26 protein-coding genes are annotated in these 24,655 nt (G+C 65.9%); 16 read left to right on the forward strand and 10 right to left on the reverse strand.

Annotated features, from left to right (window positions below; genetic code table 11):
• Entirely contained in the window at window positions 1-243 is a 243-nt protein-coding gene (locus VF617_RS00600; protein WP_331012911.1) for a hypothetical protein, read from the forward strand.
• Here VF617_RS00600 and VF617_RS00605 read toward each other — a convergent pair.
• Window positions 224-898, reverse strand: a complete 675-nt coding sequence (locus VF617_RS00605; protein WP_331012912.1) for a UTRA domain-containing protein — start codon at window positions 896-898, stop codon at window positions 224-226. The two genes, VF617_RS00600 and VF617_RS00605, sit on opposite strands and share 20 nt — an antisense overlap.
• Entirely contained in the window at window positions 895-2,241 is a 1,347-nt protein-coding gene (locus tag VF617_RS00610) for a formimidoylglutamate deiminase (RefSeq protein ID WP_331012913.1), read from the reverse strand. Before VF617_RS00610 ends, VF617_RS00605 begins: the two co-directional genes overlap by 4 nt.
• A gap of 60 nt (window positions 2,242-2,301) precedes the next feature.
• Between VF617_RS00610 and hutI the strand changes: the two genes are divergently transcribed.
• Genes hutI through VF617_RS00660 form a run of 10 tightly spaced genes read left to right on the forward strand, consistent with a single transcriptional unit; the run spans window position 2,302 to window position 12,467 of the window.
• Window positions 2,302-3,489, forward strand: a complete 1,188-nt coding sequence (gene hutI, locus VF617_RS00615; RefSeq protein ID WP_331012914.1) for an imidazolonepropionase — start codon at window positions 2,302-2,304, stop codon at window positions 3,487-3,489.
• Complete coding sequence (gene hutH / locus VF617_RS00620) at window positions 3,480-5,000, forward strand: histidine ammonia-lyase (RefSeq protein WP_331012915.1); 1,521 nt, start codon at window positions 3,480-3,482, stop codon at window positions 4,998-5,000. Before hutI ends, hutH begins: the two co-directional genes overlap by 10 nt.
• A complete protein-coding gene (gene hutG / locus VF617_RS00625; protein ID WP_331012916.1) occupies window positions 4,997-5,791 on the forward strand; it encodes an N-formylglutamate deformylase in 795 nt (264 codons plus the stop codon). Before hutH ends, hutG begins: the two co-directional genes overlap by 4 nt.
• Complete coding sequence (hutU, locus tag VF617_RS00630) at window positions 5,788-7,446, forward strand: urocanate hydratase (protein WP_331012917.1); 1,659 nt, start codon at window positions 5,788-5,790, stop codon at window positions 7,444-7,446. The genes hutG and hutU overlap by 4 nt, the downstream gene beginning before the upstream one ends.
• Window positions 7,447-7,474: 28 nt before the next feature.
• Window positions 7,475-8,587 (forward strand): S-(hydroxymethyl)glutathione dehydrogenase/class III alcohol dehydrogenase, encoded by a 1,113-nt coding sequence (locus VF617_RS00635; protein ID WP_331012918.1) that lies wholly within the window; start codon window positions 7,475-7,477, stop codon window positions 8,585-8,587.
• A 16-nt stretch (window positions 8,588-8,603) separates the two neighbouring features.
• Window positions 8,604-9,002 carry a VOC family protein gene (locus tag VF617_RS00640; RefSeq protein ID WP_331012919.1) on the forward strand — a complete coding sequence of 133 codons (399 nt, stop codon included), beginning with the start codon at window positions 8,604-8,606 and terminating at the stop codon, window positions 9,000-9,002.
• Window positions 8,999-9,829 (forward strand): S-formylglutathione hydrolase, encoded by an 831-nt coding sequence (gene fghA, locus VF617_RS00645; RefSeq protein WP_331012937.1) that lies wholly within the window; start codon window positions 8,999-9,001, stop codon window positions 9,827-9,829. Before VF617_RS00640 ends, fghA begins: the two co-directional genes overlap by 4 nt.
• On the forward strand, window positions 9,826-11,046 hold the full coding sequence (locus tag VF617_RS00650) for an NAD(P)/FAD-dependent oxidoreductase (RefSeq protein WP_331012920.1): 1,221 nt from the start codon (window positions 9,826-9,828) through the stop codon (window positions 11,044-11,046). The genes fghA and VF617_RS00650 overlap by 4 nt, the downstream gene beginning before the upstream one ends.
• A 54-nt stretch (window positions 11,047-11,100) precedes the next feature.
• The gene (locus tag VF617_RS00655; RefSeq protein ID WP_331012921.1) at window positions 11,101-11,988 is read left to right on the forward strand and encodes a TraB/GumN family protein; all 888 of its coding nucleotides are present in this window, start codon (window positions 11,101-11,103) and stop codon (window positions 11,986-11,988) included.
• Complete coding sequence (locus VF617_RS00660; RefSeq protein WP_331012922.1) at window positions 11,988-12,467, forward strand: DUF1440 domain-containing protein; 480 nt, start codon at window positions 11,988-11,990, stop codon at window positions 12,465-12,467. Before VF617_RS00655 ends, VF617_RS00660 begins: the two co-directional genes overlap by 1 nt.
• A gap of 163 nt (window positions 12,468-12,630) precedes the next feature.
• Here VF617_RS00660 and VF617_RS00665 read toward each other — a convergent pair whose 3' ends face one another.
• From VF617_RS00665 to VF617_RS00680, 4 genes are all read right to left on the reverse strand, one after another.
• The gene (locus tag VF617_RS00665; protein ID WP_331012923.1) at window positions 12,631-13,398 is read right to left on the reverse strand and encodes an exonuclease domain-containing protein; all 768 of its coding nucleotides are present in this window, start codon (window positions 13,396-13,398) and stop codon (window positions 12,631-12,633) included.
• A gap of 172 nt (window positions 13,399-13,570) precedes the next feature.
• On the reverse strand, window positions 13,571-14,959 hold the full coding sequence (gene pgmG, locus VF617_RS00670) for a phosphoglucomutase/phosphomannomutase PgmG (protein WP_331012924.1): 1,389 nt from the start codon (window positions 14,957-14,959) through the stop codon (window positions 13,571-13,573).
• Window positions 14,960-15,023: 64 nt separating this feature from the next.
• Complete coding sequence (locus VF617_RS00675; RefSeq protein ID WP_331012925.1) at window positions 15,024-15,287, reverse strand: J domain-containing protein; 264 nt, start codon at window positions 15,285-15,287, stop codon at window positions 15,024-15,026.
• Window positions 15,287-16,081, reverse strand: coding sequence for a division plane positioning ATPase MipZ (locus tag VF617_RS00680; protein ID WP_331012926.1), 795 nt, complete (start codon window positions 16,079-16,081; stop codon window positions 15,287-15,289). Before VF617_RS00680 ends, VF617_RS00675 begins: the two co-directional genes overlap by 1 nt.
• 81 nt (window positions 16,082-16,162) lie before the next feature.
• Here VF617_RS00680 and panC point away from each other — a divergent pair, with 81 nt between their 5' ends.
• Together panC and VF617_RS00690 are read left to right on the forward strand one after the other, a co-directional pair.
• On the forward strand, window positions 16,163-17,002 hold the full coding sequence (gene panC / locus VF617_RS00685; RefSeq protein ID WP_331012927.1) for a pantoate--beta-alanine ligase: 840 nt from the start codon (window positions 16,163-16,165) through the stop codon (window positions 17,000-17,002).
• 85 nt (window positions 17,003-17,087) lie between these two features.
• Entirely contained in the window at window positions 17,088-17,384 is a 297-nt protein-coding gene (locus VF617_RS00690) for an SEL1-like repeat protein (protein WP_331012928.1), read from the forward strand.
• Between the two features lie 29 nt (window positions 17,385-17,413).
• Here VF617_RS00690 and topA read toward each other — a convergent pair whose 3' ends face one another.
• A complete protein-coding gene (gene topA, locus VF617_RS00695; RefSeq protein WP_331012929.1) occupies window positions 17,414-19,939 on the reverse strand; it encodes a type I DNA topoisomerase in 2,526 nt (841 codons plus the stop codon).
• A 78-nt stretch (window positions 19,940-20,017) separates the two neighbouring features.
• Here topA and VF617_RS00700 point away from each other — a divergent pair, with 78 nt between their 5' ends.
• Complete coding sequence (locus VF617_RS00700) at window positions 20,018-20,650, forward strand: TMEM175 family protein (protein ID WP_331012930.1); 633 nt, start codon at window positions 20,018-20,020, stop codon at window positions 20,648-20,650.
• On the opposite strand, the gene dprA is transcribed toward VF617_RS00700, so the two are convergent.
• Window positions 20,637-21,716: a DNA-processing protein DprA gene (gene dprA, locus VF617_RS00705; RefSeq protein WP_331012931.1), complete on the reverse strand. Its 1,080-nt coding sequence runs from the start codon at window positions 21,714-21,716 to the stop codon at window positions 20,637-20,639. The genes VF617_RS00700 and dprA overlap by 14 nt on opposite strands.
• Window positions 21,709-22,317, reverse strand: coding sequence for a glycerol-3-phosphate 1-O-acyltransferase PlsY (gene plsY / locus VF617_RS00710; RefSeq protein WP_331012932.1), 609 nt, complete (start codon window positions 22,315-22,317; stop codon window positions 21,709-21,711). The genes dprA and plsY overlap by 8 nt, the downstream gene beginning before the upstream one ends.
• Window positions 22,318-22,388: 71 nt before the next feature.
• Here plsY and murI point away from each other — a divergent pair, with 71 nt between their 5' ends.
• Window positions 22,389-23,186 (forward strand): glutamate racemase, encoded by a 798-nt coding sequence (murI, locus tag VF617_RS00715; RefSeq protein ID WP_331012933.1) that lies wholly within the window; start codon window positions 22,389-22,391, stop codon window positions 23,184-23,186.
• On the opposite strand, the gene VF617_RS00720 is transcribed toward murI, so the two are convergent.
• On the reverse strand, window positions 23,183-23,350 hold the full coding sequence (locus VF617_RS00720) for a hypothetical protein (RefSeq protein ID WP_331012934.1): 168 nt from the start codon (window positions 23,348-23,350) through the stop codon (window positions 23,183-23,185). The two genes, murI and VF617_RS00720, sit on opposite strands and share 4 nt — an antisense overlap.
• Before the next feature lie 284 nt (window positions 23,351-23,634).
• Between VF617_RS00720 and hemA the strand changes: the two genes are divergently transcribed.
• A partial coding sequence (gene hemA, locus VF617_RS00725) for a 5-aminolevulinate synthase (RefSeq protein ID WP_331012938.1) occupies window positions 23,635-24,655 on the forward strand: 1,021 nt, incomplete at its 3' end.

A 24,655-nucleotide genomic window follows, 5' to 3' on the forward strand; every position in this document is an offset into this window, starting at 1 on the left:
ATGAGCCTGCGAAATTCGAAGTTGCATGCCGCTTCCCGGCTTAAGGGCTGGGGCTATCTTTCCTCGGTGATCAGTGTCCTGATGCTGGGCATTGTCAGCTTGAAAACGGCCTGGGAAGACCCGCTGCTGGCAACGTGCCTGGCAACAGGCGTGGTCACGGCCATCGTCGGGATGCTGCTGCGCTGGCGTTCTCACCGAATCCACGAGCAGGCCGAAGCGGCCTTCACTTCGCGCCAGGTTTGAACTCGGCTGTGAGATCATAGCGGTCGCCGGGGAATAGCTGCTCGACCCGGGTGACTGGCTGGTCCACCCGCCAAGTCCAGCGCTCGATAAGCAAGCAGGCCTTGGCGCCGGTCATATCCAGAAGCCCAGCCTGCGCCGAGGTGGCCTCAATTGCGCGAATTTCGTGCCGCGCCCGCGTCCATGGTACGTGCTGCAACAGCCACCCGCCCGGTGATACCTGGGCAAAGGGCTCCTCGCTGGCCTGTGGCACCGCCGCCAGCGAGATCAACCTGCTTTCTAGGCACAACGGCTTGTCGCCCGCATGGTGCAGGCCTTCGACGAACAGCGCCGATCCAAAGCCGGGCTCCTCGGCAGACCATCGTCCGCGCAATTCCCAGCGATATTGCTCGCCGCGCGCCGCGATCATCCGCGCGAGATCGGGCACTTCAAGCACTGCAGAATGCACCTGCGGATCGGCGACGAACGATCCCGCCTTGCGCCGCCGCTCGATCAACCCGGCACGCGCCAGCCGAGTCAGCGCCTTGCTCACCGTGCCGCGCGAGCAGCCATAGGCCGCGACCAATTCATGCTCGAACGGGATACGGTCGCCGGGCCGCCACGCCCCCGAATGGACGCGCGCCTCGATATCCGAACGGATGCGCTCCTCGACCGTCACGCCAGCGCGGCCACCGTCGCCCGGTAGCGCCGCGCCACGGCTTCGGCCGCGACGTGCCGCCCGCCCGAGACGCACTTGCGCCCGCTGCGCCAGACGCTTTCGACTGCGCCGTGCCGGGCAGCGAAAATCCAGGCGTCGAGCAGCTTGTCGCCATCGGCGCCGGCCAACGCGGGATGTTGCGCATCGAGCGCAACGATGTCCGCCGGTGCGCCGGCAAGCAGCCCGCCGGTTGCGCCGAGCGCCCGCCCCCCGCCCGCCAGCGTTGCATCGAATAAGCTGCGTCCCACCGAAGGCACGGCCTCGTCCGCCAGCAAGGCGCGCCGCCGGTGCGCCAGCCGCTGCGAATATTCCAGCGCGCGCAGCTCGCCCGGCGCGTCGATCAGAATATTCGAATCCGTGCCCATCCCGATGCGGCCGCCGGCTTCGAGATAGCGGATCGTGGGAAATATGCCGTCGCCCAGATTGGCTTCGGTCACCGGGCAAAGCCCCGCCACCGCTCCGCTCGCCGCGAGCCGGTCGCATTCCCTGTCGGTAAGGTGGGTCGAATGGATCAGGCACCAGCGTGCATCCACCTGCGCATTAACGAGCAGCCATTCCACCGGACGCGCGCCGCTCCACGCGATGCATGCCTCGACTTCCTTCATTTGCTCCGCGGCGTGGATATGAATCGGCCCGCCCTCGGCCAGTGGCAGGATCGCGTGCAGTTCGCCGGGGGTGACCGCACGCAGCGAATGCGGCGCGATGCCGAGCAGCGCATCTCCAGGCAGCTTGGCCCGGCTCGCTTCGACCAGCCGTGCAAAGCTGTCCCGATCACTCAGGAAGCGCCGCTGCCCCGGCGCAGGAGCTGCCCCGCCGAAATCGCCGTGCGCGTAGAATACCGGGAGCAGCGTCAGCCCGATTCCGCTCGCCTCAGCCGCCGCAACGATCGCGCCCGCAGTCTCGGCCGGATCGGCATAGGCACGCCCGTCCACGTCATTATGCAGATAATGAAACTCACCGACGCGCGTGAATCCGCTTTCGAGCATTTCGACATAGGCCTGCGCGGTGATCGCGGCGATGTCGTCAGGCGTCAGCCGGTCGAGGAAGCGGTACATCACTTCGCGCCAGCTCCAGAAATCGTCGTCCGGCCGCCCGCGCCGCTCCGAGAGTCCCGCCATGCCGCGCTGGAACCCGTGGCTATGGACGTTGCACAGGCCGGGCAGCGCGACGCCGTGCCGCGCATCGGCGGGCTGCGGCGAAACCTCGCTCTCGATCGAAGCGATCACTCCATCCAAAATCTGGATGCGCACGCGGCTGGCCCAGCCCTCTTCAAGCAACGCGCCTTCGAACCAGAGATGCGCCATCGACAAGCCTCCCGCACATTATGTCTAGACATAATCCGGCCTCCCGCGCAACATCGTCCCATGGATCGGCTCTGGACCAACGCCCGACTCGCGACGATGGCCGGCGACGGCATAGGTCTGATCGAGGATGGCGCAATCGCCTGCCGCGACGGCCGCATCGTTTATGCAGGGCCGAGTGGAAGTGCTCCCAAGGCCGCCGAAACGATAGACTGCGAAGGCCGCTGGATCACCCCGGGGCTGATCGATTGCCACACGCACCTCGTCCATGCCGGCGACCGCGCGAACGAATGGGCGATGCGGCTCGAAGGCGCATCCTATGAGGAGATCGCCCGCGCCGGCGGCGGAATCCTCTCGACGATGCGCGCCACCCGCGCGGCGAGCGAGGCCGAATTGGTCGAAACCGCACTCCCCCGGCTCGATGCGCTGCTGGCCGAGGGCGTCACCACCATCGAGATCAAATCGGGCTACGGCCTGACCGTCGAGGACGAGCTGAAGATGCTCCGCGCCACCCGCGCTCTGGGCGATGTTCGCGATGTGCGCGTGACGCCGACGCTGCTTGGCGCGCACGCGGTTCCGCCCGAATATGCGGGCCGTGCAGCTGCCTATGTCGATCTGGTATGCGACGAGATGATCCCCGCATCGGTCGGCCTGGCAGATGCGGTCGACGCGTTTTGCGAAGGCATCGGCTTCACGCCTGAGCAATCGGGCCGAGTGCTGGCTGCCGCGCGGCGCGCCGGCCTTCCCGTAAAGCTTCACGCCGAGCAGCTATCGGCTCTGGGCGGCGCGAGCCTCGCCGCCAGCCACGGCGCGCTTTCCGCCGATCATCTCGAACATGCCAGCGAAGCCGATATACGCGCGATGGCCGCGGCTGGCACGGTCGCGGTGCTGCTCCCGGGGGCATACTATTTCATGCGCGAGACGGATTTGCCCCCAGTCGGCCTGTTCCGCGCGCACGGCGTGCCGATCGCCATCGCCACCGATTGCAACCCGGGTACTTCACCGACGACTTCGCTGCTGCTCATGCTCAACATGAGCGCCACCCTGTTTGGCTTGACGGTTACCGAGGCCCTGCGCGGGGTGACGGTAAACGCCGCCGGTGCGCTGGGCCTCGCGGACGAGATCGGCACGCTCGATCCTGGCAAGGCCTGCGACCTCGCGATCTGGGATATCCGCGATCCCGCCGAGCTGGTCTACCGCATCGGCTTCAACCCGCTGCATATGCGCGTGAAGGACGGCCGATGCTGCTGACCCCGGGCGCCGTGCCCTATGCGGATTGGCGCGACATCTATCAGGGCGCGGCCGTGCGGCTCGATCCCGCCTGCCGCCCCGCCATCGCCGGGAGCGCCGCCGCGGTCGCGCGCATCCTGGCGCGCGGCGAGCCCGTCTACGGGATCAACACCGGCTTCGGAAAGCTCGCCAGCGTGCGGATCGAGAGCGAGGACCTGGCGGCGCTCCAGCGCAACATCGTGCTCAGCCACGCCGCGGGCGTCGGGCAACCCATGCCCGTTTCCATCGCGCGGCTGATGATGGCGCTGAAGCTGGCCAGCCTCGCGCGGGGGGCGTCGGGCGTCGGGCCCGCCACCGTCGATCTGCTTGAAGCAATGCTTGCAAAGGGCCTGACCCCGGTGATCCCGGCACAGGGATCGGTTGGCGCATCCGGCGATCTCGCCCCGCTCGCGCATATGGCCGCCGCGATGATCGGGGTGGGCGAGATTTTCGTGCACGGCGCGCGCCTGCCCGCCGCCGATGCATTGGCGCAAGCGGGCCTCGCCCCGCTCGGACTAGGCCCAAAGGAAGGCCTCGCGCTCCTCAACGGCACGCAATTCTCCTGCGCTTATGCGCTGGCCGCTCTGTTCGAGGCCGAGCGCCTCTATCGCGCGGCCTTGATCACCGGCGTGCTCTCCACTGAAGCCGCCAAGGGGTCGGACACCCCCTTCGATCACCGCATCCATGCGCTGCGCAGCCATGCCGGCCAGATAGAGACCGCCGATGCGCTGCGCGGCCTGATGGCTGGCTCTGCCATCCGCGCCTCGCACTCGGTGGACGACAGCCGCGTGCAGGATCCCTATTGCCTGCGCTGCCAGCCCCAGGTGATGGGCGCGGTGCTCACCTTGCTGCGGCAGGCCGGGGATACGCTGGTCACCGAAGCCAATGGCGTGTCGGATAATCCGCTGATCTTCCCTGATACCGACGAAGCGCTTTCGGGAGGCAATTTCCACGCTGAGCCCGTGGCTTTCGCCGCCGACATGATCGCGCTTGCCCTGTGCGAGATCGGCAGCCTGGCGGAGCGGCGCATAGCAATGCTGGTCGATCCTGCGCTGTCCGGCCTGCCTGCGTTCCTGACGCCCCGGCCGGGCCTCAACTCCGGCTTCATGATCCCACAGGTTACCGCCGCCGCTCTGGTCTCGGAGAACAAGCAGCGCGCCTATCCCGCCAGCGTGGATTCGATCCCTACATCGGCCAATCAGGAGGATCATGTCTCGATGGCCGCGCACGGCGCACGGCGCCTGATCGAAATGGCCACCAACGTCCATCATGTGCTCGCCATCGAATTGCTCGCTGGCGCACAGGGCTGCGATTTCCACGCACCCCTCAAGTCGAGCCGGCCCATCGAAGCGGTACGCGAAACGCTCCGCTCCCGAGTGCCGACGCTGGATCACGATCGCCACATGGCCCCCGACATGGAGGCCGCGGCAACACTGATCCGCTCGCCCGATTTCCTCGAAGCTGCCGGGGATCTTCCTGGAATGAGCGTTTGACCTGGCTCCATGTCGAACGCCGCGACACGCCGCTGATCCTGGCGTTCCCGCATGGCGGCAGCGTAATTCCGGCAGAGATAGCCGGCCAGTTCCGCTCGCATTGGTGGGCCATCCGGGACGCGGACTGGCATATCCATGAACTCTATGACGGCCTGGCCGACGCGACGAAGATATGGACCGACATCTCGCGCAGCGTGATCGATTGCAATCGCGATCCCTCCGGCAAGTCGCTCTACCCCGGCCAGACCACCACCGGCCTGTGCCCCACCCAGACTTTTGACGGCCATCCCCTCTACCGCGACGGCATCACGCCCGATCCGGCTGCGCGCATGGCTTGGTTCACACCCTATCATGAGGCGATCGCGGCGGAGATCGCCCGCCTGCGCGCGCTGCACCCGCGCGTCGTCCTCTATGATTGCCACTCGATCCGCAGCCAGGTCCCGCGCCTCTTCGAAGGCGAGCTTCCCGAACTCAACATCGGCACAGACATGGGCAAGACCTGCGACATCGCGCTGAGCGACGTGGTGCTCGCGGCGAGCGCGAGCCGCAGCCATATCCTTAACGGCCGCTTCCGCGGCGGCTGGACGACGCGGCATTATGGCCGGCCGGAGAGCGGCGTCCACGCGATCCAGATGGAAATCGCGATGCGCGCCTATCTGGATGAGCCGGCGGGCGAACCCGGCGAGACCAATTGGCCACCCCGCTGGAATCCAGCTCGCGCCGCGCCCCTGCGCGACGATCTCGGCCGCATCCTCGCCGCCGCAATATGCTTCGCGAAAGGCCAAGAATGATTCGCCTCGACAATGCCCGCCACATCCAGGCCGCCACCGGCAGCCAGCTGAGCGCGAAGAGCTGGCTTACCGAAGCGCCCTTGCGGATGCTGATGAACAATCTCGATCCCTGCGTGGCCGAGAACCCGCAGGAGCTGGTTGTCTATGGCGGGATCGGCCGGGCCGCACGGGATTGGGAAAGCTATGACCGGATCGTCGAGACGCTGCGCCGCCTCGAAGCCGACGAAACGCTGCTGATCCAGTCGGGCAAGCCCGTCGGCGTCTTCCGCACCCACGAAAACGCCCCGCGCGTGTTGCTCGCCAATTCCAACCTCGTGCCCAAATGGGCGAATTGGGAGCATTTCCACGAACTCGATCGCGCCGGGCTGATGATGTACGGCCAGATGACCGCAGGTAGCTGGATCTATATCGGCAGCCAGGGGATCGTGCAGGGCACGTATGAGACCTTCGTGGAAGCGGGCCGCCAGCATTATGGCGGTAGCCTGGCGGGGCGATGGATCCTCACGGCGGGCCTGGGCGGGATGGGCGGCGCTCAACCGTTGGCGGCGACAATGGCGGGAGCTTCGTGCCTCGCGGTCGAGTGCCAGCCAAGCCGGATCGAGATGCGTCTCCGAACCGGCTATCTCGACCGCGCTACCGACAGCGTGGAGGAAGCGCTGGAGATCGTAGCCAATGCCAAGACGCCGATCTCGGTCGGGCTGCTAGGCAACGCCGCCGATATCTATCCCGAACTGGTCCGCCGCGGTGTGCGCCCCGATCTGGTGACTGACCAGACTTCTGCGCACGACCCGATCAATGGCTACCTGCCCCAGGGCTGGACCCTCGAACGCTGGTTCGCCGAGCGCGAGAGCGAACCAGACAAGGTCGCCAAGGCGGCCAAGGCTTCGATGGCGGTCCACGTGCGGGCGATGCTCGATTTCCACGCAGCGGGCGTGCCGACAGTCGATTACGGCAACAATATCCGCCAGGTAGCGTTCGACGAGGGCGTAGTAGACGCCTTCGATTTCCCCGGCTTCGTCCCCGCCTATATCCGGCCGCTCTTCTGCCGCGGCGTCGGCCCCTTCCGCTGGGTTGCGCTCTCCGGTGATCCCGAGGATATCCACAAGACCGACGCCAAGGTGAAGGAACTGCTGCCCGACGACGCACACCTTCACCGCTGGCTCGACATGGCGCGCGAGCGCATCCACTTCCAGGGCCTGCCTGCGCGGATCTGCTGGGTGGGCCTGGGTGACCGCCACCGGCTCGGCCTCGCGTTCAATGAAATGGTCGCGAGCGGCGAGCTCAAGGCCCCAGTCGTGATCGGTCGCGATCATCTCGACAGCGGCTCGGTCGCGAGCCCCAATCGCGAGACCGAAGCGATGATGGACGGCTCCGACGCCGTTTCCGACTGGCCTTTGCTCAACGCATTGCTCAACACCGCTAGCGGCGCGACCTGGGTGTCGCTCCACCACGGCGGCGGCGTCGGCATGGGCTATTCGCAGCATTCGGGAATGGTGATCGTCGCCGACGGCACGCCCGAGGCTGCGGCCAGGCTGGAGCGTGTGCTGTGGAACGACCCCGCGACCGGCGTGATGCGCCACGCCGATGCGGGCTATCCGCAAGCGATCGACGCGGCGCGCAAGGCAGGCCTCGACCTTCCCAGCGTCTCCAGCTAGTCGAGCCCCGTAGAGTTGGGAGTTAGCCATGAAGACGCGCGCCGCGGTCGCATTCGAAGCGAAGCAGCCGCTGGAGATTGTCGAGCTTGACCTGGAAGGCCCGAGGGCCGGCGAGGTGCTGGTTGAGATCATGGCGACCGGCATTTGCCATACCGATGCCTACACGCTCGACGGGTTCGACAGCGAGGGCATCTTCCCCTCGGTGCTGGGCCATGAGGGCGCCGGGATCGTCCGCGAAATCGGCTTCGGCGTCACCAGTGTGAAGCCCGGCGATCATGTCATCCCGCTCTACACTCCCGAATGCCGCCAGTGTAAATCGTGCCTCAGCGGCAAGACCAACCTCTGCACCGCGATCCGCGCGACCCAGGGCAAGGGCGTGATGCCCGATGGCACCACGCGGTTCAGCCATAAGGGCCAGACCATCTTCCATTATATGGGCTGCTCGACCTTCTCGAACTTCACCGTGCTACCCGAGATCGCCGTCGCGAAAATCCGCGAAGACGCGCCGTTCAAGACCAGCTGCTATATCGGCTGCGGCGTCACCACCGGGGTCGGTGCGGTAGTAAACACTGCCAAGGTCCAGGTCGGCGACAATGTGGTGGTGTTCGGGCTGGGCGGGATCGGCCTCAATGTGCTCCAGGGCGCGCGGATGGCCGGCGCGGGCAAGATCATTGGCGTCGATATCAATCCAGACCGTGAGGAATGGGGCCGTCGCTTCGGCATGACCGACTTCATCGACGGACGCGGCAAATCGCGCGATGAGACCGTCGCTGAAATCCTCGCGCTCACCGATGGCGGCGCCGACTTCACCTTCGATTGCACCGGCAACACCGAAGTGATGCGCACCGCGCTGGAGGCATGCCATCGCGGCTGGGGGACCAGTATCATCATCGGCGTGGCTGAAGCGGGCAAGGAAATCGCCACCCGGCCCTTCCAGCTCGTCACCGGCCGCAACTGGCGGGGCACGGCATTCGGGGGAGCGAAGGGGCGGACCGATGTGCCCAAGATCGTCGACTGGTATATGAACGGCAGGATCGAAATCGACCCAATGATTACGCACGTCCTGTCACTGGACGAGATCAACAAGGGGTTCCAACTGATGCATGCCGGCGAAAGCATTCGCAGCGTAGTGGTCTATTAGGTCTAAGGAGCGGCTAATGTTCAATCACATCGTCATCGGGTCCAACGATATTGAGCGGTCGAAAGTCTTTTACACCGCCGTGCTCGGCACGCTCGGCTTCGCTGGCGAGCCGCTGCGCAACGTGGCGGCGAGCGGGCACACGCGCTTGTTCTACCGGCACAATGGCGGCACGCTCTGTATCTCCGAGCCGATCAACGGCGAACCCGCGACTTTCGCCAATGGTGGCACGATCGGGTTCAAATGCGATTCCCCCGAGCAGGTGGTGCAGTTTCACGACGTTGGAGTAGCGCGCGGGGGCCAGTCAATCGAAGGCCCTCCGGGCCCGCGCGATGGCGGCGCCCTCGGCACGATGCACCTCGGCTATGTGCGCGATCCCGATGGCAACAAGCTGTGTGCGATTCATCGATCGGCATGATCGCGCTCTCGAACCGGGCGCATGACGGAACCCAGGGCGTCTATCGCCATTCCTCGACCTCCACCGGCACCGACATGACCTTCTCCGTTTATGTCCCGCCGCATGAAGAGGGGCGGAAGCTGCCGGTGCTCTGGTTTCTGTCGGGCCTCACCTGCACGCACGCCAATGTAACGGACAAGGGCGAGTATCGCCGCGCCTGCGCCGAGCATGGCATCATCTTCGTCGCGCCGGATACCTCGCCGCGCGGGGAAGCCGTGCCCGATGATTCGGCATACGATTTCGGGCAGGGCGCGGGCTTTTATGTGGACGCGACCGAGGCGCCGTGGGCGGAACACTTCCAGATGCGCACCTATCTCGAAAGCGAGTTGCCGGCGCTGATCGCCGCGGAGTTCCCTGCCGATATGAACGCACAGGGCATTACCGGCCATTCGATGGGCGGGCATGGCGCGCTGACGATTGGCCTGCGCAGCCCGGAGCGCTTCCGGAGCGTCTCCGCATTCGCCCCGATCGCTGCCCCGAGCCAGGTTCCATGGGGCCGGAAGGCGCTCGCCGGTTATCTCGGCGAGGACCCTGCGGCGTGGCGCGCTCATGACGCGGTGGCCCTGATCGAGGATGGCGCCCGGCTGCCCGAACTGCTCGTCGATACCGGCTCGGCGGATACCTTTTTGACCGAACAACTCAGGCCCGATCTGCTGGAAGCGGCGTGCCGCGATGCCGGCATTTCGCTAACCCAGCGCATCCAGCCGGGATACGATCACAGCTATTATTTCGTCTCGACCTTCCTGGCCGAACACGTCGCCTGGCACGCCGAGCGCCTGAAGGCATGAGCCGGTACGATGTCCTGATCGTAGGCGCGGGCCATGGCGGGGCGCAGGCGGCGATCGCGCTTCGGCAGAACAAGTTCCAGGGGAGCCTAGCGCTGATTGGGGACGAGCCGGAGCTGCCCTATGAACGCCCGCCGCTTTCCAAGGAATATCTGAGCGGCGAAAAGCCGTTCGAGCGGCTGCTGATCCGCCCGGCTGCCTTTTGGAAAGAACGGCAAGTGACGATGCTCACTGGACGCACCGTCGCTTCGGTCGATCCAGGGGGCTGTTGCGTGACGACTGCCGATGGCGAAACCATCGCTTATCGTGCGCTGATCTGGGCGACCGGCGGCAAGGCTCGCCGCATAACCTGTGACGGCCATCACCTCGCCGGCGTCCACACCGTGCGCACCCGCGCAGACGTCGATGCGGTGATGCGCGAGCTGCCCGAGACGGGGCAAGTCGCGGTGATCGGGGGCGGCTTTATCGGGCTCGAGGCCGCCGCGGTGCTTGCCAAGCTCGGCAAGCACGTCACCGTGCTCGAAGCGCAGGACCGGGTATTGGCCCGCGTCGCCGGCGAGCCGCTGTCGCGCTTCTTCGAAGCCGAGCACCGCGCGCACGGCGTGACCATTCGCACCGCCGTCCAGGTCGAATGCATAGAGGGCGGCAAGCGTGTAGCCGGGGTGCGCCTGGCCGGTGGCGAAGTGATCGCGGCGCAAATGGCGATCGTAGGCATAGGCATCGAGCCGGCGGTCGGGCCGTTGCTAGAGGCCGGTGCGCGGGGCGGCAACGGCGTGCTGGTCGATGCGCAATGCCGCACTTCGCTACCCGACATCTATGCGATCGGCGATTGCACGCTCCACGCCAATCCCCATGCCGGCGACCGCATGATCCGCCTCGAATCGGTCCAGAACGCCAACGACCAGGCGACCGTTGCGGCGCAGACGATCTGTGGGGTTGAGGCGAGCTATGATGCGGTCCCCTGGTTCTGGTCGAACCAGTACGACCTCAAGCTTCAGACCGTGGGCATTTCCGCCGGGCATGACCAGACCGTCGTACGCGGCGATCCGGCCACTCGCAGCTTCTCGGTGATCTATCTCGCCGCGGGCCGCGTGATTGCGCTCGACTGCGTCAATTCGGTCAGGGATTATGTCCAGGGCCGCAGGCTGGTGGCGGAAGCGGCACGACACGATCCCGCGCGCCTGGCCGATGCGGAGACGCCGCTCAAGGAACTCGTCTAGCCCGCCTTATCCTGCTAGCATCGCTGCGAATTCACACCGGAGCCCACCCCCAAGATGCTGACCCGCCTTTCTTGCGCCGCGTTCGCCGCGTTCGCTCTGCTTTTCGCCCCGGCTTCGCACGCGCAGGAGGCAAAGGATGCCGATCCCGCGCTCTGGGCGGTGAAGGATGCCGATACGACGATCTACCTGTTCGGGACGGTCCACGTCCTGAAGCCCGGAATGACCTGGTTCGACGAAGGGGTGAAGGCCGCATTCGACAAGAGCGACGAGCTGGTGCTCGAGATGGTCGAGCCCGAGATGGCGGCAATGCAGGGCCTGGTCATGAAGATGGCGCTCAACCCCACGGGCCCTACGCTGACCGAGAAGCTGCCCGCCGAAAAGCGCGAGGCCTATGCCAAGGCGGCGGCCGATGTCGGCCTGCCCTCCGCCGCGCTGGATCGGTTCGATCCTTGGTTCGCGGCGATAACGCTTAGCGTCGCGGGACTTCCCAAGCTCGGCTATAATCCCGAGAGCGGAGCGGACCGCACGCTGAGCGCCGCCGCCAAGGCGGCCAACAAGCCGGTGATCGGCTTGGAGACCCCGGAGCAGCAGCTCGGCTATTTCGATTCGCTGCCCGAGCCGCTGCAGGTGAAGTTCCTTGTCGCGACCGTGGACGATTATGCCAAGATGGGAGAGATGCTGGATACGATGGTCGCCAATTGGTCCGCCGGCGATCCCGATGCGCTGGCCAGGACGATGAACGAAGGCATGCGGGAGACTCCCGAGATCGGGAAGATCCTGCTTGCGGATCGCAATGCGCGATGGGCGGAATGGATCGAGGCGCGCATGGCCAAGCCCGGCACCGTATTCCTCGCGGTCGGCGCGGGGCATCTGGCGGGCGGCGACAGCGTCCAAGCATTCCTCGCCAAGCGAAGGCTCACCGCGGTCCGCGTCGCATATTGATGGCGAAGCCCCGGCCCGTTCTCGGCCTGCTGGTGGGCGTCGCGGCAGGGCTTGTCGCGTCCGCCGCGATGGCTGCGTTCCAGTCGCAGGCGCAGAAGCTGCTGCCGGATGACGGCAGCGACGAGGACCCGGCCACGGTCAAGGCCGCGGACAAGGCCAGCGAAATGGTGACCGGCGATCCCGCCCCCGAGGCGTATCGCGAGTCTGCCGGGCAAGCGGTGCATTACATCACGGGCGCGGTGCTGGGCGGCATTTACGGCGTGCTCACCGAATATCGCTCGAAGGCCAGCGCCGGCTTCGGCAGCGCTTACGGCATCGCGACCGCGGCGCTGCTCGACGAAGCCATCGTCCCCACCGCCGATCTGGGGCCGGGACCCGAGGATACGCCGCTGGCCACCCACGCTTATGGCGCGGCATCGCACCTGGTCTATGGCTGGGTGCTGGAAGGCATCCGCGCGCTGATTGCGGGGCGGCGCTGAGCGCGGAAGTTTAGGCGAAGTTTAGGCCAATGCGCGGTTTGCGCACATGCCAATGTTCCCAATGTTCGCACTGGCCATGGGGTTTGCGGATCGACGATTTCAAAGAGCGGTCGGGAGTGCCGACCGGCTCAGCCAAGCAGGTGAAATCCTACATCGCAAGCGCTTAAAGTAGCAGATCCTGCACCGGCACGCTGCTGCGCTTCACGGCACCGCCGCCCTGGCGGCGCGCCATTTCGGTCGCGGCGCTGAAGCGGATATCGGCGTCGCGATCGTTCATGAACGCGGCCAGCACATCCTCGTCCAGCTCGGCATATTCGCGGCCGCGCTCGGGGCCGTAGCGCACCCGCGGCTCCAACGCGGGCTCGTTCGACCATGCGATCAACTGCTCGACGCTCGCTTCGTTCAGCATGTCGCGCAGGTGGAACGCCGTTACATAGGCATCCGGGAATGCGCGGTGCGCGGGCAGGCCGCGCTCATGCTCCATGCCCTCCGGCATCCGCCAATAGCGCAGGAACTGGTTCGAGAAACGCGGACTCCCCGGCCATAGCCGGAGCGCGCATTTATAGGTGCATATCCAATCCGCTCCCCGCGTAAGCGAGGCCGTGCAGAATTGTTGTTCGAAGCTCGCCCGATGCGCGGCCAGCGCCACGCGGCGAGGCCATGGATCGAGCACCGGGCGCGCGACATCGTGCCACCACGGCGCATCGGCGACATCCTCGTCGCGAATATGGTGGATAGCCATGGTGAGCGGCGGGATCGGCCGGCCCGGATTGACCATCCGGTTGCCGCCTTCGCCATATAATTCCCAGCGCCCGTCAGGCCCCAGCGCGACATCCTGCCAGCCGATCTCGACCACGCCATGCGCGGGCGGTTTGTCGCCGGTGGTCTCGAGATCGATAACGCGGATTAGGAAGGGCTGGGGCGGCGGCATTGCGGGCTAGGTGGGGGGGATGAGGGGGAAATGCGAGTCAATTTCCCTCTCCCTTTGGGAGAGGGAGGGAGCCGCAAAGCGGCGGAAGGGTGAGGATAGACCTCTGCCCTCACCCTTCCCACCGCTTTTCGCGGCGGGCCCCTTCCCTCTCTCCCGAAGGGAGAGGGAGCTTTTAGTGCCCTACGGTCTCTCCGCGCTCCAAGCCGCTTGCGGCGAGCTGCGCGTCGATCATCGCCATCAGCCGGGCAAGGCCTTCATGGCTCTTCGCTTCGGCGCGCGCGACCAGCACGTCCTGCGTGTTCGATGCGCGCAACAGCCACCAGCCGTCCGCTGTGTTCACGCGCGCACCATCGGTGCGGTTCACATCCGCGCCTTCGGCTTCGAGGCGCGCGAGGACTTCTTCCACCACGGCGAACTTCCGGCTTTCATCGACCTGGAAGCGCATCTCGGGCGTGTTGATGAATTCGGGCATCTCGCTGCGTATCTCGGTCATCGATTTGCCGATGACATGGACGGCATTGATCAGCTGGACTGCAGCATATTGCGCGTCGTCGAAGCCGTAATAATCCTGCGCGAAGAAGATGTGGCCGCTCATCTCGCCCGCCAGCGGCGCGTGCGTTTCCTTCATCTTGGTCTTGATCAGGCTGTGGCCGGTCTTCCACATCAAGGGCTCACCGCCCAATTCCGCGATGCGATCGTAAAGCATCTGGCTGGCCTTGACGTCGGCGATGATCGTCGAGCCCGGCGCCTTGCGGAGCACGGGGACCGCCAGGATCGAAAGCAATTGATCGCCCCAGATCACCCGCCCCTGTCCGTCGATCGCGCCAACGCGGTCGCCGTCACCATCGAATGCCAGGCCGAAATCGAGCTGCTTCTCGGCGACCAGCGCCTTGAGATCGGCGAGGTTCTTTTCCTCGGTCGGATCGGGGTGGTGATTGGGGAAATTGCCGTCCACATCGGTGAAGAGCGTGTGGTGCTCGCCCGGCAGCAGCTTGACGAGCTTCTCGATAACCGGGCCTGCGGCGCCGTTTCCGGCATCCCAGCCGATGCGGAAGGTTCCACCGGCATAGCCCGCGAACAGCCTCCCGACATAGAGGTCTTCGATATCGGCATCGGTGACGGTCTCGCTGCCGTCGCCATCCTCCCAATCGCCTTCGGCGGCCAGCCTGCCGAGCGTCTGGATGTCATCACCGAAAAACGGCAGGTGATTGAACACCATCTTGAAGCCATTGTAATTGCCTGGATTGTGGCTGCCGGTGATCTGGATGCCGCCGTCCACTTCCAGGGTCGCTTCGGCATAATAGAGCATGGGCGTGGGCCCCATGCCGGTGCGTACCACGTCGCAGCCCGAGGCGGTCAAGCCCGCGATCAGCGCGTCGCGCAGCATCTCCGACGAAACGCGCCCGTCCCAGCCAACGGCCACGCGTCGCCCCCCCGAGCGGCGAAGCAAGGTGGCAAAGCCGCGCCCGATGGCGCGCGCGTCGTCGGGACCCAGCGCCTCGCCGACGATCCCGCGGATGTCGTATTCGCGCAGCGAAGTGGGGTCGAAACGGTGAGTCATGGTGCCTCCGGGAGAACGGGATTGCGCGCCTAATCCGCCAGCGCGAGGGAAGTTGCAACCCGGGCTAGCGCAGCAGCGTGTCCCGCGCGGCATTGATCCGCCGCGTAAGCTCCGCCGAGCCGCCCTTGTCCGGGTGGAGCGCGGTCACCAGCCGGCGGTGTGCGGCGCGGATCGCTTCCGCATCGGCATCCGGCCCCACGCCGAGCGTTGCGCGCGCCTCGTCCTCGGACAAGGACCGCATCGGCTTCAACACGGGCTTGGGCCGCGGCTTGACGAAGAAATACCAGACCGCCGCGATGATCAAAGCGGCGAGGATCGCCTTTCCCATCAGGCGAACAGCGGCAAGGCGACTTCGGGAAGCGCGAGGCCGCCCATCATTTCGCGCAATTCCTGGCGCGCCGCGACGTGGCTCAGCCCCATTTCGCCGAACTCGCCCGAATCGAGCATCGTCAGCCCCTGCGGGAAGAGCTCGCGATAGATCACGCGCTCCGAAAGCCCCGAAATCACCCGGAAGCCGACGCGCTTGGAAAGCTGGTCGATCGCCTCGGAAACGCGCCGCATGTTGCGCGCTTCGATATGCTGCATGCGATTGCGCAGGACGACCCAGTCGATCGTCTCGCCATCCACCTTGGCGCGGCGCTTGCGCGATTCCCAGATCAGCTCGGAATAGAAGCTGGGCCGCGAAACCCGGAAGGTCTCCGGATCGACTTGCCCGATCAAATCGAAATCGACGAAGCTGTCGTTCATCGGCGTGACCAGCGTGTCGGCATTGGTGACCGCGATGCGCGCGAACTTGTCGTCACGGCCCGGCGTGTCGATCACGAGGAAATCGGCGTCTTCGCCCAGCCGCTCGAGCGTGGAGGAAAAGAAATCCATGCTTTCGCCGTCATGCGTCTCATAGACGGGCATCGGCAGCGCGCGCCCGGTGCGGCGGCACGTCTCGGCGCGGTTGTCCAGATAGCGGCCCATGGTGCGCTGGCGGTGGTCAAGATCGAAGCACGCGACGCGCGCGCCCTTGAACGCCAGCGCGATCGCCGCGTGGACCGCGGTGGTGGACTTGCCCGTGCCGCCTTTCTCGTTCGCGAAAACCAGTACGTGCAGTCGCTTCGATCCGTCGCTCAAAATCAGCCAACTTCCGTTATTGATCGTGCCGCCCCTCCCCCATAGAAGGCCGCGCTCCCTTTGTATCGAAAGTGTTAACGCGTGCAAACCATCCGTCGGCTCGAAGAATTGCGAGAGGCGATCTCGGGCTTCCGCGCCGCCGGGGAGCGCGTGGCGTTCGTGCCTACGATGGGGGCGCTGCATGCCGGGCATATCGCGCTGGTCGAGGAAGCCAAGCTGGCGGCTGATCGCGTCGTCGTCTCGATCTTCGTCAATCCCACGCAATTCGGGCCGAGCGAGGATTTCGGCAAATATCCCCGCAAAGAACTGGCGGATTCGCGGCTGCTCGCGGGGGCCGGGGTGGACCTGTTGTGGCTGCCGAGCGTCGAAGAAATGTATCCGGGCGGTCCGGAAATCGATGTGCGCGCGAGCGAGATCGGCAATGTGCTCGATGGTGCGCACCGGCCCGGGCATTTCGATGGCGTGACCACCGTGGTCGCGCGGCTGTTCGGCCAGGTGCGGCCCGATGTCGCGCTGTTCGGCGAGAAGGACTGGCAGCAGCTCGCGGTCATCCGGCGGATGGCCGCCGACTTGAAACTCGGCATCGCGATTCAGGGCGTTCCGACGCAGCGTGAGGATGATGGCCTCGCGCTCTCCTCGCGCAATGCTTACCTCCTGCCCGAAGACCGCGCCAAGGCCGTCGCCCTTCCGCGCGCATTGGGCGCGGCCGAGCGGACGATCGCTACCGGCGGTGATCCCGCGGCGGCGCTGGCGCAGGCGATCGACACGTTGAGCGCGGCGGGTTTCGATGTCGATTATGTCGAACTGCGCGACGCGGCGACGCTTGGGTCCCCTATCGAAGGCCAGCCGATGCGCCTGCTCGCCGCGGCGCGAATCGGTGGAACCCGCCTGATCGACAACATCGCCGTGAGCTATGAATAATCACGGTTAACGCCGTTAACCATTTGTTGTGAGATAGGCTGCGAAACCCTGCACCTACCCAAGAGGGGGTGGAAGGGGTGACGACATGGGCAGCAGTTTCAAGAGCGCGCAGTTTCTGATCGAAAGCCGGCTCCGCGATGCGGCGCGCGGCGACAGCGACGCGTGCTACGATCTCGGCATGGTTTATTCGAGCGGGGCCGAGGGCGTGGATGTCGACCTGATCGAAGCGCATAAATGGTTCAACCTGGCGGCAATGTCCGGCAGCGAGCGCGCCATGGAATGCCGCGCCGAAATCGCCGAGGACATGACCGCGCGCGAGATCATCGAGGCCCAGAAGGCCGCGCGCGCGTGGCTGGTGCAGACGCAGGCTCGGGCGGCCTGATATCTTTGTCTTCCCCGGAACGGGAGGATCTACTTCTTCTTCGCCGCAGCCTTCGCCGGCGCCTTCTTCTTCAGCGCGGCTTTCTTCTTTCCCTTGCCCTTTGCGGGCCCCGCCGCCGCTCTCGCATCGATGAGCTGCGCGGCCTCTTCCAGCGTCAGCTGATCCCGGTCGATCGACTTGGGCAAAGTCGCATTGGTCTCGCCATCGGTGACATAAGCCCCGTAGCGGCCCTCCATCAGCTTGATCTCCGCTTCGGTGCGCGGATGCTTGCCGAGGATCTTGAGGGGCTCGCGCGCCGCGCCCCGAGCGGGGCGTCCGCCATTCGCCGCAGCCTCCGCCAGCTTGACCACCGCCGCGTTCATGCCGGTTTCGAACACTTCGATGGTCGAGGCCAGCCGCGCATATTTGCCGTCATGCGCCAGATAGGGGCCGTAACGGCCGATCGAGGCAGTGATCGGATTGCCGCTCTCCGGGTGATTGCCCACAGTGCGCGGTAGGCTCAGCAGCTTGAGCGCCATTTCCAGATCGAGCTCGACGTCCTTAGGGATCGAGGCGCGCTTTGCGTCCTTTTCTTCACCAAGCTGGATATAAGGCCCGAAACGCCCCGATTTGCGCTCGACATTTAGCCCGGTCTCGGGATCGACCCCGAGCACCTGCGGACCCGTATCCTCACTTCCCTCTCCGCCGGGCTGAGCGAAGCGGCGCGTATATTTGCAATCCGGATAGTTCGAGCACGCGACGAACGCGCCGAACCTGCCGCCGCGCAGCGCGAGCTGGCCCTCGCCGCAATTGGGGCACAGCCGCGGATCGCCGCCGTCTGCATTGGGCGGGAAGAGATAGGGCGCGAGGAACTGGTCGAGCGCCGCGGTGATCTCCGACGGCTTCTGCTCCATCACATCGGCGGTGCGCGGCTTGAAGTCCTTCCAGAACGCCTCCAGCACGGCCTGCCATTCGGCGCGCCCACCCGAGACTTCGTCGAGCTCTTCCTCCAGGCCCGCGGTGAAATCGTAATTCACGTAGCGCTCGAAAAAGCGCTCGAGGAACGCAGTCAGCAGCCGGCCGCTCTCCTCGGCGAAGAAGCGGTTCTTCTCGACGCGGACATAGGTCCGGTCCTTGAGCACCTGGATGATCGAGGCATAGGTGGAAGGGCGGCCGATGCCGAGTTCCTCGAGCCGCTTGACCAGCGACGCCTCCGAAAAGCGCGGCGGGGGCTGCGTGAAATGCTGCTCGGCGTTGACCGCCTTCTTCGCCGGGGTCGCGCCTTCGCTAAGCTTGGGCAGCCGGCGAGACTCCTCGTCGCCCTCATCGTCCCGCCCTTCCTCGTAGAGCGCCAGATAGCCCGGGAACAGCACGACCTGGCCGGTGGCGCGCAGGCCGTGCTGGCCGGTGGCGTCCTCCAGGTCGATCGACGTGCGCTCCATCCGCGCACTCGCCATCTGGCTCGCCAGCGCGCGCTTCCAGATCAGCTCGTACAGCCGCGCATGATCGCCGCCGCCATAATTGTCCCTGCCGAAATCGGTGGGGCGGATCGCCTCATGCGCTTCCTGCGCGTTCTTGGCCTTGGCGGTGTATTGGCGCGGCTTTTCGGGGACGTAATGCCCGTCATAGCGGTTCACGACTGCCTTGCGCGCCTGCTGGATCGCGTCGCCATCCATCTGGACGCCGTCGGTGCGCATATACGTGATAGCGCCGTCTTCATAGAGGCCCTGCGCGATCCGCATCGTATGGCTGGCCGAGAAACCGAGCTTGCGCGCGGCCTCCTGTTGCAGCGTCGAAGTGGTGAAGGGCGGCGGCGGGTTGCGCATCGCCGGCTTGGTCTCGACCGAGACGACCGAGAAGCGCCCCTGCTCGACCGCGGCCTTCGCCGCCTCGGCGGTCTTGCCGTCGCCGATCGAGAGGCGATCGATCTTGTCGCCCTTATATTTGACCATCCGCGCCTGGAAACCGGTGCCGTCCTGCTCCATCTCGGCAGTGACCGACCAATATTCCTGAGGCCGGAATCCCTCGATCTCGCGCTCGCGCTCGACGATCAGCCGAAGCGCGACCGATTGCACGCGTCCCGCCGATTTGGCCCCCGGCAGCTTGCGCCACAAGACCGGCGAGAGCGTGAATCCCACCAGATAATCGAGCGCACGACGGGCGCGGTATGCGTCGATCAGATCGGTATCGAGTTCGCGCGGATGCTGCATTGCGTGCAGGATCGCAGGCTTGGTGATTGCGTTGAACGTCACGCGCTCGACTTCGGCGGGCAGGGCCTTCTTCAGCCGCAGCACTTCCTGGACGTGCCACGAAATCGCTTCGCCTTCGCGATCCGGATCGGTCGCTAGGATCAGGCGATCGGCGGTCTTGGCGAGATCGGTGATCGCCTTGAGCTGCTTGCCCTTGTCGGCATAAGCCTCCCATTGCATCGCGAAACCGTCGTCGGGATCGACCGAACCGTCGCGCGCCGGCAGGTCGCGGACATGGCCGTAGGAAGCGAGGACGCGATAGTCCTTGCCCAGATATTTCTCGATGGTCTTCGCCTTGGCGGGCGATTCGACGATGACTAATTGCATGAAACAGGGTGGTCCTCACGTGTACGCGTGTAAGGTGGGGACTTGCCGAGAGGCGCGTCAAGCGGGCAGGCTGGGGGCATGGGCAAGAATCGCGATGCAACGCTGCTCGAGCGGCTGACCTTCTTTTCGGACGCGGTGTTCGCGATCGCGATCACGCTGCTGGTGATCGAGATCCGCCCGCCCGCGCTGCATGGAGCGAACGAGGCAGAACTGGGGCGCGCGCTGCTAGGGCTGATTCCCAATTATATCGGCTTCCTGGTCAGCTTCTTCGTGATCGGCCGCTTCTGGCTGGGGCACCACAGATTGTTCGGCCAGCTGGCGCGCGCCGACGAGCGGCTGACCTTCGCCAATCTGCTGCTGCTCCTCGGCGTCGCGTTCATGCCGTTCCCCACGGCGGTATTCAGCGAATATGTGAACCTCAAGACCGCGACGCTCTTCTATCTGGGCTGGCTGGTCGTCCTGGGCCTGCTCAACCTCAATTTGATGCGACTGGCTTTGAGGCCGACGCTGCTGGCGGACGACCATGATCCGGTGGTCGTGCGCCGCCTGCGTTATGGCGCATGGCTACCGATCGTCCTGGGCATCGTGGCAGCCGCGCTCACCTTCGTCGCGCCGATTTGGGTGCTGGCGATACTGGTGTTCGGGCCAGTGGCGGGATCGATGGTGGTGCGGCGGCTCGTTCGCGACCCGCCGGCGCCTAGCGAAGACTGACGCGACCGCCGGCGTGGCGCTCCAGGCGCCCACCCAGTTCGAGTTCGAGCAGCACCGTCTGGACCGCCGGGGGCGCCAGGCCCGATTGACGGATCAGTTCGTCCACGGCGACGGGCACCGGGCCGAGCAAGCCCGCGATCGCGCGGCGCTCGGTGTCGCTGGCGTCTTCGGGGGGCGGACCATCCCAGCCGCTCGCCGGCGAGCGCACGACGCGGGCGTCGATCGGGCGGATCGCTTCGAGGATGTCGTCCACGCTTTGCACGAGCGTCGCTCCTTCGCGGATGAGCAAATTGCACCCCTGGGCGCGGGGGTCGAGCGGTGAACCGGGGACAGCCATCACTTCGCGGCCCGCCTCCGCCGCGAGCCGCGCAGTGATCAGCGAACCCGAGCGCGGCGCGGCCTCGACCACCACGGTGCCCAGCGCCAGCCCCGCGATGATCCGGTTGCGCGAGGGGAAGAAGCGCGCGAGCGGCTCGGTGCCGGGCGGTTGCTCAGCGAGCAGCAGGCCTTCGGTCGCCACCCGTTCTTGCAGGTCGCGATTCTCGGGCGGGAAACCGATATCGATGCCGCTGGCGATGACGCCGACCGTGCCGCCCTCGATCGAGCCGATATGCGCCGCCGTGTCGATCCCGCGCGCCAGCCCCGAGACCACGGTCACACCCGAATCCGCCAGCCCAAGCGCCAATTGCCGCGCGAAGCGGCAAGCCGCGGCGGAAGCGTTGCGCGCGCCGACCATCGCGACGCAGCTTCGCGCCAGCAGCGCCACTTCTCCGCGCAGGATAAGCGCGGGCGGCGCGCTTTCGGTCTCCGCCAGCATCGCGGGATAATCCGCGTCACCCAGAAACAGATACTGCGCGCCCAGCTTTTCCACCGTGGCGATCTCGCGCCGCACCGCATCCGCATCGGCGATCCTGGGCGCGCGCCCGCCGCCCCGCGCCGCGAGCATCGGCAGCGCCTCGATCGCCTCCTCGGCGCTGCCGAAGCGCGCGGTCAGCTGCCGATAGGTCACCGGTCCGATGTTCCCCGAGCGCAGCAGGCGCAGTCGCGCCTCGCGAGGATCAGGCATCTTTCTCGCGGCCGATGCGCGGCTCCGTCCCGCTCAGCAGCCGATCGATATTATCGCGGTGCTTCCACAGCACGATCAGGGTCATTGCCAGCAGCGGCACGACCAGATCGATCCGACCGAACCACGCAGCGCTCACCGGCGCGCTTACCGCCGCGCCCATGCCTGCGAGCGAGGATACGCGCGACGCTGCGAGCAGCCCCAGCCAGACCGCGGCATAGACAAGCCCGGCAGGCCAATGCAGCGCCAGGACGATGCCCATCATGGTCGCCACGCCCTTGCCGCCCTTGAACTTGAGCCAGACGGGATAGCAATGCCCCAGGAAGGCTCCGATCGCGCCCAATACGGCCATTCCGGGGAAGAACCATTCGGGGAGCAGCACCGCCGCCGCGCCCTTGCCGAGATCGAGCAGCAGGGTCGCCGCGGCGATCCCCTTCTTGCCGGTGCGCAGCACGTTGGTGGCGCCGATATTGCCCGAGCCGATCTGGCGCAGGTCGCCCCCGCCGGACATGCGGGTAAGCAGCAGCCCGAACGGGATCGAGCCGAGCAGATAGCCCAATATGATCGCGGCGGCCGGAGCCACCCAGAGGATTTCGCTTTGCACCCCGCCCCCTTCTTGCGCGCAGGCTAGGCGCTCCCGTAAGCGGGCGCAATAATCTCGATCTAGCGAGCCCTATGCCCGACGCGCGTCCCCTGTTATTCTTCGATTCTGGCGTGGGCGGCCTGTCGGTGCTCGCGCCCACCGCGGCGCTGCTGCCCCAGGCTCCGCTGGTCTATGTCGCGGATTCCGCGGGATTTCCCTATGGCACGCGCAGCGAAGCCGAAATCGCCGCGCGGGTCCCCGCGCTGCTCGGGCGACTGGCGGAGCGCTACGATCCGCGGCTGATCGTGATCGCATGCAACACCGCCTCCACGATCGCCCTGGCCCATGTTCGCGCCGCGCTGGACATTCCGATCGTCGGCACTGTCCCCGCAATCAAGCCCGCCGCTGAATTGAGCGAAACGCGCGTGATCGGCGTGCTCGGTACCGAGGCGACGGTGCGCCAGCCTTATGTCGATGATCTGGCCGCGCGCTTCGCGGCAGACTGCGTCGTGCTGCGCCATGGCTCCGCCGAGCTTGTGGAAATGGCCGAGCTTGCGCTTCGTGGGGAGCCGCCCCCGCGCGCGAGGCTGCGCGCCGCGCTGAACGGATTGTTCGATCAGCCAGGCGGCGAACGGCTCGACGTGATCGTCAACGCCTGCACGCATTTCCCGCTGCTGGAGGCGGAGCTCGCCGCGGCCGCGCCGCATCCGGTGCGCTTCGTCGATGGCGGGGCGGGGATAGCGCGGCGCGTGGCGCATTTGACGCGGGGGCAGCGATGGTCCGGTGAAAGGCCTGCGGGGCGGGCGGTGTTCACGCGGCTCGACACGGCCGCCCGGAGACTTGCGCCCGCACTCGAAAAGTACGGACTCGATACGGTTGAAGCGCTTTAGGCGAGGATATGCAGGCGCATCGGCGCCAGTTCGCTCAGGCGCTCGGTATAGCGCGCGGCCATTTCCTCATGGACCCGCTTCGCAGTCCGATCCTCGGCGCGCGCGGCGCTCCTGCGCTCCTGCTCGACGCGGCGGGCATAATAATCGAAATCATGACTCGACATGATCAGGCTCCTGTTTGCAATCGAGAGTGCGGAGTCTTTCAGCTCCGCAGCTTGTTCATCGCGAGTCGCCCCCGCTTGAGCACATGATCTAGCGGATTTGGCGCCCGCGCACGTTAATGCGGATTAGCCAATTATGGATGATCGTTATTTTGCGGGAACTTTTAGCGAAGCACGGATCGGAACGGCGGCGTGAACGATTTTGCCGGCCGCCACCGCTGGAAATCGCCTGAATTTGCGTCTAGAGGGCGAAGATCATGCGTGACCAGTCCATCCCCGCGCCCGCCATGGATTATTCGCGGGTATTCTCGTCGGCGATAGACCGGCTGCATGCCGAGGGGCGCTACCGGGTCTTCATCGATATCCTGCGCAACAAGGGCGCCTATCCTAATGCGCGCTGTTTTGCGGGGCATAACGGGCCCAAGCCGATCACGGTTTGGTGCTCGAACGATTATCTCGCGATGGGCCAGCACCCAAAGGTGATCGCCGCAATGGAGGAAGCGCTCCATGATGTCGGAGCGGGCTCGGGCGGCACGCGAAACATCGGCGGCAACACGCATTATCATATCCAGCTCGAGCACGAGCTTGCCGACCTCCACGGCAAGGAAGGCGCGCTTCTGTTCACTTCGGGCTATGTTTCGAACGAAGCCACCCTCCACACGCTCGCCAAATTGATGCCGGGCTGCATCGTCTATTCGGACGAGCTCAACCACGCATCGATGATCGCGGGCATCCGCAATTCCGGTTGCGAGAAGCAGGTCTTCCGCCACAACGACATGGCGCATCTGGAAGAGCTGCTGGGAGCGGCCGACCCGGAACTGCCCAAGCTGATCGCGTTCGAGAGCGTCTATTCGATGGACGGCGACGTGGCGCCGATCGCCGAGATCTGTGATCTCGCGGACCGCTACAATGCGATCACCTATCTCGACGAGGTTCACGCCGTCGGCATGTACGGCGCCCGCGGTGGCGGCATTTCGGAGCGTGACGAGGTCGCCCACCGCCTCACCATCATCGAAGGCACGCTGGGCAAGGCGTTCGGCGTGATGGGCGGCTATATCGCCGCGGACCGTAACATCGTCGACGTGATCCGCAGCTACGCGCCCGGGTTCATCTTCACGACCTCGCTCTCACCGGTGCTGGTGGCGGGGGCGCTGGCAAGCGTCCGCCACTTGAAAACCTCCTCGGTGGAGCGGGAAGCGCAGCAGGCGAATGCCGCGCTGCTGAAGGCGATCTTCGCCGAGGCAGACCTGCCGGTGATGCCATCGACCACGCACATCGTGCCGTTGATGGTCGGCGACCCGGTCAAGG

It is taken from the genome of Sphingomonas sp. (genome assembly GCF_036388215.1).
Taxonomy (GTDB): domain Bacteria; phylum Pseudomonadota; class Alphaproteobacteria; order Sphingomonadales; family Sphingomonadaceae; genus Sphingomonas.

Bases quoted from the DNA above. Each gene is read 5' to 3' on its own strand.
- VF617_RS00600 (WP_331012911.1), top strand. From the start codon at position 1: ATGAGCCTGCGAAATTCGAAGTTGCATGCCGCTTCCCGGCTTAAGGGC.
- VF617_RS00610 (WP_331012913.1), bottom strand. From the start codon at position 2,241: ATGGCGCATCTCTGGTTCGAAGGCGCGTTGCTTGAAGAGGGCTGGGCC.
- hutI (WP_331012914.1), top strand. From the start codon at position 2,302: ATGGATCGGCTCTGGACCAACGCCCGACTCGCGACGATGGCCGGCGAC.
- hutH (WP_331012915.1), top strand. From the start codon at position 3,480: ATGCTGCTGACCCCGGGCGCCGTGCCCTATGCGGATTGGCGCGACATC.
- hutU (WP_331012917.1), top strand. From the start codon at position 5,788: ATGATTCGCCTCGACAATGCCCGCCACATCCAGGCCGCCACCGGCAGC.
- VF617_RS00635 (WP_331012918.1), top strand. From the start codon at position 7,475: ATGAAGACGCGCGCCGCGGTCGCATTCGAAGCGAAGCAGCCGCTGGAG.
- VF617_RS00640 (WP_331012919.1), top strand. From the start codon at position 8,604: ATGTTCAATCACATCGTCATCGGGTCCAACGATATTGAGCGGTCGAAA.
- fghA (WP_331012937.1), top strand. From the start codon at position 8,999: ATGATCGCGCTCTCGAACCGGGCGCATGACGGAACCCAGGGCGTCTAT.
- VF617_RS00650 (WP_331012920.1), top strand. From the start codon at position 9,826: ATGAGCCGGTACGATGTCCTGATCGTAGGCGCGGGCCATGGCGGGGCG.
- VF617_RS00655 (WP_331012921.1), top strand. From the start codon at position 11,101: ATGCTGACCCGCCTTTCTTGCGCCGCGTTCGCCGCGTTCGCTCTGCTT.
- VF617_RS00660 (WP_331012922.1), top strand. From the start codon at position 11,988: ATGGCGAAGCCCCGGCCCGTTCTCGGCCTGCTGGTGGGCGTCGCGGCA.
- VF617_RS00665 (WP_331012923.1), bottom strand. From the start codon at position 13,398: ATGCCGCCGCCCCAGCCCTTCCTAATCCGCGTTATCGATCTCGAGACC.
- pgmG (WP_331012924.1), bottom strand. From the start codon at position 14,959: ATGACTCACCGTTTCGACCCCACTTCGCTGCGCGAATACGACATCCGC.
- VF617_RS00675 (WP_331012925.1), bottom strand. From the start codon at position 15,287: ATGGGAAAGGCGATCCTCGCCGCTTTGATCATCGCGGCGGTCTGGTAT.
- VF617_RS00690 (WP_331012928.1), top strand. From the start codon at position 17,088: ATGGGCAGCAGTTTCAAGAGCGCGCAGTTTCTGATCGAAAGCCGGCTC.
- topA (WP_331012929.1), bottom strand. From the start codon at position 19,939: ATGCAATTAGTCATCGTCGAATCGCCCGCCAAGGCGAAGACCATCGAG.
- VF617_RS00700 (WP_331012930.1), top strand. From the start codon at position 20,018: ATGGGCAAGAATCGCGATGCAACGCTGCTCGAGCGGCTGACCTTCTTT.
- dprA (WP_331012931.1), bottom strand. From the start codon at position 21,716: ATGCCTGATCCTCGCGAGGCGCGACTGCGCCTGCTGCGCTCGGGGAAC.
- murI (WP_331012933.1), top strand. From the start codon at position 22,389: ATGCCCGACGCGCGTCCCCTGTTATTCTTCGATTCTGGCGTGGGCGGC.
- VF617_RS00720 (WP_331012934.1), bottom strand. From the start codon at position 23,350: ATGTCGAGTCATGATTTCGATTATTATGCCCGCCGCGTCGAGCAGGAG.